Source organism: Sphingomonas sp. FG14 (assembly GCF_057809675.1).
Genome location: NZ_JBMDKK010000001.1, coordinates 514,052 through 524,897 on the forward strand (window position 1 = coordinate 514,052; position 10,846 = coordinate 524,897).

Genomic DNA, 10,846 nt, shown 5'->3' on the forward strand with positions numbered 1-10,846 from the left:
CGTCTTTCCTCTCTCTAGGTCCTGCCGCAACCGATTTTCCGCGCCAATCAGATTTGTGTCGCGAATTGTAACAGGAGCAGAACTGGCCATGAAGGCGTTCATTTTTCCAGGGCAGGGCAGTCAGGCCGTCGGCATGGGCAAGGCGCTGGCCGATGCGAGTCCCGCCGCTCGAGAGGTGTTTCAGGAGGTCGACGAGGCGCTGGGACAGAATCTGTTCCGGCTGATGACCGAAGGGCCGGAGGATCAGCTCACGCTCACCGAGAATGCACAGCCCGCGATCATGGCGAACGCGATCGCCGCCTTGCGCGTGCTCGAACGCGAAGGCGGCGTCAGCCTAGTGGACAAGGCCGATTTCGTCGCGGGGCACAGCCTGGGTGAGTATAGCGCCTTGTGCGCTGCCGACGCGTTCGATCTTGCCACCACCGCGCGCCTGCTCAAGTTGCGCGGCCAGGTGATGCAGGCCGCCGTGCCGGTGGGCGAGGGCGCGATGGCCGCGCTGCTCGGCGCCGATATCGACAAGGCGCAGGCGCTGGCCGAAGCTGCCGCGGAAGGCGAAGTCTGCACTGTCGCGAACGACAATGATCCGGGGCAGGTCGTGATCTCCGGCCACAAGGGCGCGATCGATCGCGCGGTGGCGCTGGTCAAGGATCACGGCATCAAGCGTGGCATCCTGCTGCCGGTTTCCGCGCCCTTCCATTGTCCGCTGATGCAACCGGCCGCCGATGCGATGGCGGAAGCATTGGCCAATGCCGCGATCCGCGCGCCTCTGGTCCCGGTGTTCGCGAATGTCACTGCCGCACCCGCCGTCGATCCGGATACTGTTCGCGGACTGCTGGTGGAGCAGGTGACGGGGCGCGTGCGCTGGCGCGAATCGGTGCTGGCGATGGAAGCGGCGGGCGTCGTTCAGTTCGTCGAGTTCGGCGGCAAGGTGCTCGGCCCCATGGTCAAGCGCAGCACCGCCGGCGAAGTCGAGGCCGTCAGCCTGGTTTCGATGGACGATATCGAAGCGTTGCTGAAGACGCTGTAAGGCCCTTGTCGAGCGTCATGCCGGCGAAGTCCGGCATCTCGAGGGGTACGCAAGATGCCGGATTTGCCGGCATTGACGTGAAGGGAATGAAGACATGTTCGATCTGACAGGGATGACCGCGCTGGTGACCGGCGCTTCGGGCGGAATCGGATCCGCCGTCGCCAGGGCTTTGGCGGGGCAGGGCGCGCGGCTGGCGCTGTCGGGCTCCAATGTCGAGAAACTGGAGGCGTTCCGCGCCGAACTGGGGGGCGAACATGTCGCGCTCGATTGCAACCTGGCTGACGGCGCCGCCGTCGACGGCCTTGTCCCCCGCGCCGTCGAGGCGTTGGGCCAGATCGATATCCTGATCAACAACGCCGGCGTCACGCGCGATAATCTGGCGATGCGGATGAAGGATGAGGAATGGGACACCGTGATCCGCGTCAATCTGGAAGCCGCCTTCCGCCTCGCCCGCGCCGCCGCCAAACCGATGATGAAGGCGCGGTTCGGCCGGATCGTCTCGATCACCTCGGTGGTCGGCGCCACCGGAAATCCGGGACAGGCCAATTATGCGGCGTCCAAGGCCGGGCTTGTCGGCATGTCCAAGGCGCTGGCGCAGGAGCTCGCGAGCCGCGGCATCACCGTCAACTGCGTGGCGCCCGGTTTCATCCGCTCGGCGATGACCGATGTGTTGCCGGACGCGCAGAAAGAGGCTCTGCTTGGCCGGATTCCGGCGGGTAAGCTGGGTGAGGGCGACGATATCGGCGCCGCGGTGGTCTATCTCGCCAGCCGGGAGGCATCGTACGTCACCGGGCAGACCCTGCACGTCAATGGCGGGATGGCGATGCTTTGATCGGGCCATCGGGGGCGGCAATCTCGGCCCCGATCTTCTGATATCTCTTTTTTCTTTGGTTCGAGGGCGCAGAATTCCTTGTGAATTGGCGGCTGGTTCGAACCAGTTCCCTGGCCCTCTTGCCAGCGGCGCAGCGGCACATTAGGTGCGTCGTGAAGCTGAACACCTATTAAGAAAAGGATGACCTCATGAGCGAGACCGCCGACCGCGTGAAGAAGATCGTCGTCGAACATCTCGGCGTCGAGGCCGAGAAAGTGACCGAAGACGCGAGCTTCATCGACGATCTGGGCGCGGACAGCCTGGATATCGTCGAACTCGTGATGGCCTTCGAGGAAGAATTCGGCGTCGAGATCCCCGACGATGCGGCCGAGAAGATCTCGACCGTCAAGGATGCGATCTCCTATATCGACGCCAACAAGGGCTGATTGGCTGGCCGTTCGGCCGCCAAATGATATGGAAGCGGCTCCCCGACCCGGGTTCATCAGGGCCGGGGGGCCGTTTTGCGTTGGAATTTCTATCGGAGTGAGACTATGCGCCGCGTCGTCGTAACCGGACTTGGCCTCGTGACGCCGCTGGGGGCGGAAGTCGAAACCGTCTGGAGAAACCTGATCGCGGGCAAGTCCGGCGCAGGCCAGATCACGCGTTTCGACGCGACCGACTATGCCTGCCGGATCGCGTGCGAGGTGAAACCCGCCGATCATGAATATGGCTTCGATCCTGCCAAGCGTGTCGACCACAAGGTCCAGCGCCAGGTCGATCCCTTCATCATCTATGGCATCGATGCGGCCGGCCAGGCCTATGAGGATGCCGGCCTCGCCGATCTGACCGAAGCGCAACGCTATCGCGCGGGCTGTTCGATCGGCTCGGGCATCGGCGGCCTTCCGGGTATCGAGGAAGAATCGATCGTCCTGCACGAAAAGGGGCCGCGCCGCGTCAGCCCGCATTTCGTCCATGGCCGGCTGATCAACCTGATCACCGGACAGGTGCAGATCAAATATGGGCTGATGGGGCCGAACCACGCGGTCGTCACCGCCTGTTCGACCGGTGCCCATGCGATCGGCGACGCAGCGCGTATGATCGCGATGGACGATGCGGACATCATGCTCGCGGGCGGCGCCGAAGGCGCGCTTTGCCCGCTCGGCATCGCGGGTTTCGCGCAGGCGCGCGCGCTTTCGACCAATTTCAACGATGAACCGACCCGCGCCAGCCGTCCCTGGGACAAGGATCGCGATGGCTTCGTGATGGGCGAAGGCGCGGGCATCGTCTGCCTCGAGGAATATGAACACGCCAAGGCACGCGGCGCCAAGATCTATGCCGAAGTGCTGGGTTATGGCCTGTCGGGCGACGCCTATCACGTGACGGCGCCGCATCCCGAGGGGTCGGGCGCTTATCGCTCGATGGAGATGGCGATGCGCAAGTCCGGCCTGTCATTGGCGGATATCGACTATATCAATGCGCACGGTACCTCGACTCCGCTTGGCGACGAGCTTGAGCTTGGCGCTGTCAAGCGGCTGTTCGGCAGCGATATCGCGGGCCTGTCGATGAGCTCGACCAAGTCGGCGATCGGCCATCTGCTCGGCGGTGCCGGCGCGGTCGAATCGATCTTCGGCATCCTCGCGATCCGCGACCAGATCGTGCCGCCGACGCTCAACCTCGACAATCCCAGCGACGGTTGCGACGGCGTGGACCTCGTGCCGCATGTCGCGAAGGAGCGGGCGGTGAAGGCGATCCTCAACAACAGCTTCGGCTTTGGCGGTACCAACGCCAGCCTGGTGATGCGGGCGGTCTGATCCGATGCGTAAGGCCGGCTGCCTCGGCCTGATCGTTGCCGCCGCCCTTGGCCTGGCAGCGCTCTATGTGCTGCGGACCTGGGGCGGCCCCGGCCCGGCCGAGCAGAACATGACCGTCGTCATCAAGGACGGTTCGTCGCTGACGGGCGCTGCTCGAACGCTGGAGCAGGCTGGAGCCATCCGCTCGGCCGATCTGTTCCTGACCTTCGCGAAGCTGTTGGGGGAGGATGCCCCGATCCAGTCGGGGGAATATCGCATTCCCAAGGGCATGAGCGCGTCCGACGTGCTCAAGATGCTCCAGGGCGGCAAGACGCTGCAACGCTTCGTAACGGTGCCCGAAGGCATGCCTTCGATCCTGGTCCGTGAAAAACTGATGGCGGAGAAGCTTTTGACCGGAACGGTCGAAGTGCCGGCCGAAGGATCTGTGCTGCCCGATTCATACAGTTTTGAACGCGGAGAGCCGCGAGAAGCGGTGCTCAAGCGCATGCAGGCCGCGATGACGAAGAAGCTCGACGAGCTTTGGGCGACGCGCAAGCCAACCAGCGCGGTCTCCAGCCCGCGCGAGGCGATCATCCTGGCGTCGATCGTCGAGAAGGAAACCGGCGTTCCAAGCGAGCGGCGCATGGTCGCTTCGGTCTACAGCAACCGCCTGCGCACCGGCATGAAGCTCCAGGCCGATCCGACGGTGATCTATCCGGTTACCAAGGGCAAGCCGCTGGGCCGGCGGATCCTGCGATCAGAGCTCAATGCCCAGAACGGCTACAACACCTATGCTATGGCGGGGCTGCCGGCCGGGCCGATCGCGAATCCCGGTGCTGAATCGATCGCCGCGGTGCTCGATCCCGAACAGAGTCGGGCGCTTTATTTCGTGGCGGACGGCAGCGGCGGCCATGTCTTCGCCGAGACGTTGGCGCAGCACAACGCCAATGTGCAGAAATGGTATGCGCTGCGTCGCGCCAAGGGCGAGATGTAACGATCGGCGGGCCGTGCCGTGTTAGGGTTCAGCCGATCCAGCCTTTCGCTGCGGCGAAGCAGGTGAACCAGATCTGGATCACGCACATGGCGACGATGAACAGCGGAAAGCCCGCGGTTCCCCAGCCGAGCTTCTGGCCGCCTCGATAGGGGCCGAAGAACCAGCCAAACTGGATGACCACCGCGACCAGCGATGCGACGAATGCCCATCGCGCCGCATCCATCCGCGCGGCGAGGAGCAGCGCACCGGCAAGTCCCGCGCCGACCGCGACGACATAGGCGAATTTGACCAGGCCCGGCTGGGCCGTCCACGCATCGCGTTGCGCGTCGGGCAGGGCGGCGAGTTTCTCGGGCGTGATGGTCAACTGACTATAACAGGCCCAGCAGCCCATCAGACTCCACAGGATGAAGACGGCGACGACGATCCAGAACCATGTCGGCGCGGCCATGGCGACTTCATTCATGGCATCCCCCTTTTTCTCCCGGAGGGAAGGCTGCGCCTAAAGTGTCGTCAACGCAATATCGATCCCGCCAGTAGTCTGACCGAGACAGATGCATCCGCATCTGTCTCGGTCAGACTACTCTTCCATGGCTGAGTGGATCGGACCTCCGTCAAAAGCGGATGCTTTTGTCGGATACCATCCACTAGAGGCGCAGCCCCGCATATTCGTCCAGGCCCACCGCCAGATTGAGATTCTGGACGGCCGCCCCCCCCGCACCCTTGCCGAGATTGTCGAGCGCCGCGACGAGGCGGACCTGGCCTGCCGCTTCATTGGCGAAGACGAACAGTTCCAGGCGATCGGTTCCGGCCGTGCGTTCCAGCATCAGCAGTGACGGATCGTCGCCCCGATGCACCGAAACCAGGCGGCTGCCCGCGTAAGCGTCGGCCAACGCGTCGCGCAGTGCGGCCGCGCTCGGCGCATTCGCCATGGCGCGCAACTGCAACGGAACCTCGACGAGCATGCCGCGATACGCGCGCGCTACCGCCGGCATGAACAGTGGCGGATGGGCAAGGCCGCCTTGAACCTGCATTTCCGCGACATGCTTGTGCCCTAGGCCGAGGGCGTAGATGCGGAACGCGGTGTCGGTCGCATCGGGCGCGCCGGCATCTTCGAAGGCGGCAATCATCGACTTGCCGCCACCCGAATAGCCGGACGTGGCGTTCACCGTGAATGGCCAGTCCCCCGGAATCAGACCGGCACGCACCAGCGGCCGCACCAGCGCCAGGAAGCCGGTGGGATAGCAGCCGGGATTTGAGATGCGCCTGGCGCCCGACAGCTCCGCGCGGCGTTCCGGCTCGATCTCCGCAAAACCATAGGCCCAGCCGGCGGCGGTGCGATGCGCGGTCGAGGCATCGATGACACGCACGTCGGGATTCTCGATCAGCGACACCGCTTCGCGCGCCGCATCGTCGGGCAGGCAGAGGATCACCGCATCGGCTTCGTTGAGCGCGCCGCGTCGGGCGGCCGCATCCTTGCGATCGGCATCGGACAGGGCGATGACCGAAAGATCGTCGCGACCGGCCAGCCGTTCACGGATTTCAAGGCCGGTCGTGCCCGCCGCACCGTCGATGAAGACGCGCGTCATGGCCGCCGCACCTGTGCCGCGGTGGTGCGCGCCTCGACATCCGCAAGCGGTTCGATGGTGACGTTGCCGCTATGCGCGGTCGCGTGGATCATGCATTCTCCATCGATCATCATCCCGACATGGCCGGGGAAAAAGGCCAGGTCGCCGCGCTGGCGCGCTTCACCATCCGCCAGTGGTGTTCCGGTCGCCGCCTGGAGGTCACTATCGCGCGGCAGGGCTAGTCCCGCCATGCCGTAGGCGATCTGGACGAGCCCCGAACAATCTATGCCACGTACCGTGCGCCCTCCGAGAAGATAGGGTGCGCCCAGGAAAAGTTCGGCCAAGGATACCGGATCGAAAACCGCGTCCGGGCCGGCGAGCTCGCCGAGCTTCACGGTGCCGACCGCACTGGTCAGCAGCGCGCCTTCGACGATGCCGTCGATCCGCGATCCCATATAGAGGATTTCGCCGGCATCGGATCGTGTTTGCGGCACGGCGACACGCCATGGCCCCTCCAGAGGAGCTGCAAGCGCGCCTTCCGGTACATAACCGACATAGTGGTCCGCAGTGCTGTAGCCCCAGGCCCAGCCGCCGCTCAAATCGAGTACTTCGAATGATTCGCCGAAAATGAGTTCGGATATCTGCGCGCCGTCGTCACCTGCTCGATCGCGAACGGGCACGGACGGAACGGCGCAGCGTCGCGCCATTGGGCATGCGTAGTGAGGGGCGAACAGGATACCGGCAAGCGCGATGTCGGCGATATCGCCGCGCACGGCATTGATCCGGCGGTCGAGGACGACGGATGGGCCGGTCAGGCCGAACCTGTCACACGGCTTCGCGTGGGCGCGCTCCGCTTGTGTTGTCGATGAGTTCACCGAAGCCTTCAAGAAATTCTGTCCCTTCACGCGTCTGCGCGACGAAGATGTTGCGGCGGTCCGCGTCATCGCGCTGGCGGCGCAAATAGCCGAGCGACCCCAGTTTATTCAAGGCGCGCGTCACAACTGGCTTGGAGACGTTGAGAATGCGCGCGAGGCCGCGCACCGTATGCGGTCCCGGCTTCAGATAGACCACCAGCAAAAGCGCCATTTGTCGATTGGTCAGATCGGGTTCGCCGGAGCGGACATAATCCGTCAGCGTCCTCATCCAGCTCGTCAGAATTGCCTCGTAAACCACGGAGCTGTCACCTCGCTCTGCCAGTCGCGCCGATCGGAACGGCTACGTCATGGCATAACGCGCTAGCAGCGCTGCGGTTTCAGGCTTGTCGCGCTTTTGTCGTGCCGCATCGCGAATACCGCGGTTTTGCCGGCCTTCGCGATCAGGCGTAGCGCGCCTTCAGCATCGCCCATGCGGCGCGCAACCCAAGCGCGTCGCCGCCCTTCGGGCGTCCGGGTTTTGTGGCTGGGCGCCATGCGAAGGTGTCGAAATGCGCCCATGGCGTTTCCTTCGGCACAAAGCGTTCCAGGAACATCGCCGCCGTCACCGATCCGGCGAAGCCGCCATCGGGCGCATTGTTGAGGTCGGCGATGTCCGATTTGAGCATATCGGCATAGCCGGGCCACAGCGGAAGACGCCAAAGCGGGTCGTCCTCGGCCAAGCCAGCAGCGAGCAACGCATCGGCGAGGGTATCGTCGTTGGCGAACAGCGCGGGCAGATCGGGCCCGAGCGCCACGCGCGCGGCGCCCGTCAGCGTCGCGAAATCGACGATCAGGGCAGGGGCCTGCTCGGATGCCCGCGCCAGTGCGTCGCCCAGGATCAATCGTCCCTCTGCATCGGTATTGGCGATCTCAACCGACAGGCCTTTGCGGCTGCGGAGCACGTCGCCGGGGCGGAAGGCGTTGCCGGAGATCGCGTTCTCCACCGCGGGGATCAGCAGGTGGAGGCGTACGGGCAGGCGGTGCTCCATCACGAGCTGCGCCAGTGCCAGCGCATGCGCTGCGCCGCCCATATCCTTCTTCATCAGCCGCATGCCCGCGCTGGGCTTGATATCCAGGCCGCCGCTGTCGAAGCACACGCCTTTGCCGATAATCGCGACGCGCGGATGCACGGGATTGCCCCATTCCAGTTCGATGAGGCGCGGCGCGTGTGTCTTGTCCGCCGCCTTACCGACGGCATGGACCATCGGATAGCCACTCTCGAGATCATGCCCCTTCACGACAGAGGTGGTCGCGCCATGCGCCTTGGCCAAGGCCTCGACAGCGTGTTGCAATTCGGCGGGGCCCAGATCGGCCGCGGCGGTATTGACCAGATCCCGGACCAGCGCCGTCGCGGCGGCGATCCGCACCGTTTCGGCGATCCGCGCCACGTCGCCGGTCAGGAGCACGCGCGGACCAGCGACCTTCTCGTCCTTGCGATAGCGCTCGAAGCGATATTGCGCGGTCAGCCAGCCGAGCATTGCCGGGCCAGGTTCGCCATCGGCCAGCCGATAATGGCCTTCGGGAAGGGTTTCCGCCAGTCTGGCAAGGCACCAGGGCGAAAGTGCGACCCTGTTCGCCACGATGCTGACCACGGACCAGTCTTCTGGCTTGTCTCCCGGCAGGATCGCGCTGGCGAAGCCCGAGGGTTTCAATCGCTGTGCATCGATCGCGGCGCGGTGGCGCGGTGGTTGCGCCTTCACCCAATCCTCATAACCCTTGGCATCGACGAGATGGATGGTGCGGGCGGGCTGGCCCTTGTCCGGCTGGATCAGCTTCGAAAGATCGCTCATGGCATTGCGCTAGCCCGTCAAGCGGCGGGGCTCAATCGACCTCGTCGATAAATCTTCGTTGCCCGCATCGTTCAGCGAAATCGGAAATGGCCGAGAAATGGCGCAAGCCGCCAGTCGAGTCCGGCCTCCACCAGTGGCGGCGGTGCGATCGCCGTCATGGCCCTTAACTGGGCATCGCTGATGATCATGGCCAGGAAAAGCTCAGCCGCCGCTTCGGGACGATCGATATCGGCGCGACCTTCGCGGGTCCAGCGCGCAAAGATATCCGCCATCTCCTGAACCACCGGCACATGAAAATCCTGGTGAAAGGCGCGTGCAAAATCGGGATCGCGCATCGATTCGACGATGATCACGCGCATCAGTTCGATCACGCGCGGCCGCATCATATGTTCGTAAAGTTCGTGCGCATAGCGCATCAGCAGGGCAGCGGTGCTCTCCCTGGTATCTGCATCCTCCTCCATCCTGCAAAGATCGATGCCGCTCTGGTGCTTCTGCCCTTCCACGACCGCGCGCAGAAGGCCCTGCTTGTTGCCGAACAATTCATAGACCGTCGCCAGCGACCCGCCCGAACGCTCGATGATCGCGGCCAGGCTGGTGCGTTCATAACCGCGTTCCAGGAACAGCGATTCGGCCGCCTCGATGATCGCGAGCCGTCTCCCTTCGCGCCGGTTATCGGCGGGCGAGAGTGTGGCGGCACTCATGAAAATATCTGTTGGATCATGTTCGTCATTGACTGTAATGTACATTACACTAAAGCGCACGTCCATTCTTGTTGCGACGCAGCATCGTGTGCCGCGCTGACAGGGGAAGTATGATGAAGCGTTTTTTCCCGATCCGGATCGCGGCAGGCCTGCTTGCCGCGACAGTTCTTGCGTCTTGTGGACAAGAGGCTCCCCCCGCGCCGCCGCCGCCGCAGGTGACGACGATCACGATCCAGCCCCAGTCGGTGGCCAACGTCATCGAACTTCCCGGCCGCGTTCAGGCCTATCGGACGTCCGAAGTGCGCGCACGCGTCGACGGCATCGTACAAGCGCGCCTGTATGAAGAGGGCAGCGATGTCCCGGCCGGCAAGCCCCTTTTTCAGGTCGATCCGCGCGAACTCCGCGCCGGCCTGAATGCGGTGCAGGCGCAGCTTGCGCGAGCACAGGCGACGGCGGCCAACGCCCAGCAGGATGTGCAGCGCTATCAGGGCTTGATCGCGGACCAGGCGATCAGCAAGCAGGAATATGATGCGGCCGTGGCGCGGATGCGGACGGCGCAGGCCGATGTCGCACAGGCGCGCGCGCAGCTCGATTCCGCCCGGCTCAGCCTTGGCTACACCACCGTCACCGCGCCGATCTCCGGCCGTGTCGGCCGCGCACAGGTGACCGAAGGCGCGCTGGTCAGCGCCGCCGGCGGCACGCTGCTCACGACGATCGAGCAGATCGATCGCATCTACGTCAATTTCTCGCAGTCGAGCTCGGATCTCCTCGCGGTGCGCCGCGACATGTCGTCAGGCAAGCTCGCGCTACCAGCACTCGGCCGGGTGGAGGTGAAGCTGGTGCTGGAGGATGGCAGCGTCTCGCCGCTCGTCGGCCATCTCGATTTCCTCGATCTCTCGATCAACGAACAGACCGGCACCGCCGCTCTCCGCGCCGAATTCGCCAATCCCGGCCAGCTCCTGCTCCCCGGACAGTTTGTCCGCGCAAGGCTGGAGGCGGGCGTCAGGCCCAACGGCATCATGGTGCCGCAGCGCGCGGTGAAGGTCTCGACCGAAGGGGCGAGCGTGATCGTGGTCGGCCCCAAGAATGTCGCGGTTGCGCGGCCCGTGAAGCTCGGTGAGCTCCAGGGTGACAAATGGGTGATCCGTGAAGGGCTGAAGGCTGGCGACCGCGTCATCGTCGACGGATTGCAGAAGGTGATGCCGGGCCAGCCGGTTAATCCTGCTGCTCCCGCCAAGCCCGGCAAGCGCTGAG

The 10,846-nt window shown here is 64.6% G+C and carries 12 protein-coding genes; 6 read left to right on the forward strand and 6 right to left on the reverse strand.

Translation table 11 applies throughout. The features are described 5' to 3' along the window. The first annotated feature begins 88 nt into the window (after window positions 1–88). The 5 genes from fabD (at window position 89) to mltG (ending at window position 4,622) form a co-directional block, all read left to right on the forward strand. A complete protein-coding gene (gene fabD / locus ACODTA_RS02390; protein ID WP_489064207.1) occupies window positions 89–1,027 on the forward strand; it encodes an ACP S-malonyltransferase in 939 nt (312 codons plus the stop codon). Between the two features lie 94 nt (window positions 1,028–1,121). Beyond that, window positions 1,122–1,859, forward strand: a complete 738-nt coding sequence (fabG, locus tag ACODTA_RS02395; protein WP_489064208.1) for a 3-oxoacyl-[acyl-carrier-protein] reductase — start codon at window positions 1,122–1,124, stop codon at window positions 1,857–1,859. A gap of 188 nt (window positions 1,860–2,047) precedes the next feature. After that, window positions 2,048–2,284 (forward strand): acyl carrier protein, encoded by a 237-nt coding sequence (locus ACODTA_RS02400; RefSeq protein WP_222988582.1) that lies wholly within the window; start codon window positions 2,048–2,050, stop codon window positions 2,282–2,284. Window positions 2,285–2,389: 105 nt separating this feature from the next. After that, window positions 2,390–3,649 carry a beta-ketoacyl-ACP synthase II gene (gene fabF, locus ACODTA_RS02405; protein ID WP_489064209.1) on the forward strand — a complete coding sequence of 420 codons (1,260 nt, stop codon included), beginning with the start codon at window positions 2,390–2,392 and terminating at the stop codon, window positions 3,647–3,649. Window positions 3,650–3,653: 4 nt separating this feature from the next. Beyond that, window positions 3,654–4,622, forward strand: coding sequence for an endolytic transglycosylase MltG (gene mltG, locus ACODTA_RS02410; protein WP_489064210.1), 969 nt, complete (start codon window positions 3,654–3,656; stop codon window positions 4,620–4,622). Window positions 4,623–4,650: 28 nt separating this feature from the next. Here mltG and ACODTA_RS02415 read toward each other — a convergent pair whose 3' ends face one another. The 6 genes from ACODTA_RS02415 to ACODTA_RS02440 all read right to left on the reverse strand — a co-directional run bounded on the left by ACODTA_RS02415 (window position 4,651) and on the right by ACODTA_RS02440 (window position 9,592). Further along, a complete protein-coding gene (locus tag ACODTA_RS02415; RefSeq protein WP_489064211.1) occupies window positions 4,651–5,085 on the reverse strand; it encodes a hypothetical protein in 435 nt (144 codons plus the stop codon). 181 nt (window positions 5,086–5,266) lie between these two features. Further along, window positions 5,267–6,208, reverse strand: a complete 942-nt coding sequence (argC, locus tag ACODTA_RS02420) for an N-acetyl-gamma-glutamyl-phosphate reductase (RefSeq protein ID WP_489064212.1) — start codon at window positions 6,206–6,208, stop codon at window positions 5,267–5,269. Beyond that, on the reverse strand, window positions 6,205–6,960 hold the full coding sequence (locus tag ACODTA_RS02425; RefSeq protein WP_489064213.1) for a C40 family peptidase: 756 nt from the start codon (window positions 6,958–6,960) through the stop codon (window positions 6,205–6,207). Before ACODTA_RS02425 ends, argC begins: the two co-directional genes overlap by 4 nt. Before the next feature lie 52 nt (window positions 6,961–7,012). After that, entirely contained in the window at window positions 7,013–7,330 is a 318-nt protein-coding gene (locus tag ACODTA_RS02430) for a MarR family transcriptional regulator (protein ID WP_222988577.1), read from the reverse strand. 172 nt (window positions 7,331–7,502) lie between these two features. Then, window positions 7,503–8,891, reverse strand: coding sequence for a leucyl aminopeptidase family protein (locus tag ACODTA_RS02435; RefSeq protein WP_489064214.1), 1,389 nt, complete (start codon window positions 8,889–8,891; stop codon window positions 7,503–7,505). Between the two features lie 71 nt (window positions 8,892–8,962). Next, complete coding sequence (locus ACODTA_RS02440; protein WP_489064215.1) at window positions 8,963–9,592, reverse strand: TetR/AcrR family transcriptional regulator; 630 nt, start codon at window positions 9,590–9,592, stop codon at window positions 8,963–8,965. Between the two features lie 113 nt (window positions 9,593–9,705). On the opposite strand from ACODTA_RS02440, the gene ACODTA_RS02445 reads away from it, so the two are divergent. Further along, the gene (locus ACODTA_RS02445; RefSeq protein WP_489064216.1) at window positions 9,706–10,845 is read left to right on the forward strand and encodes an efflux RND transporter periplasmic adaptor subunit; all 1,140 of its coding nucleotides are present in this window, start codon (window positions 9,706–9,708) and stop codon (window positions 10,843–10,845) included. The last annotated feature ends 1 nt before the right edge of the window (window position 10,846 follow it).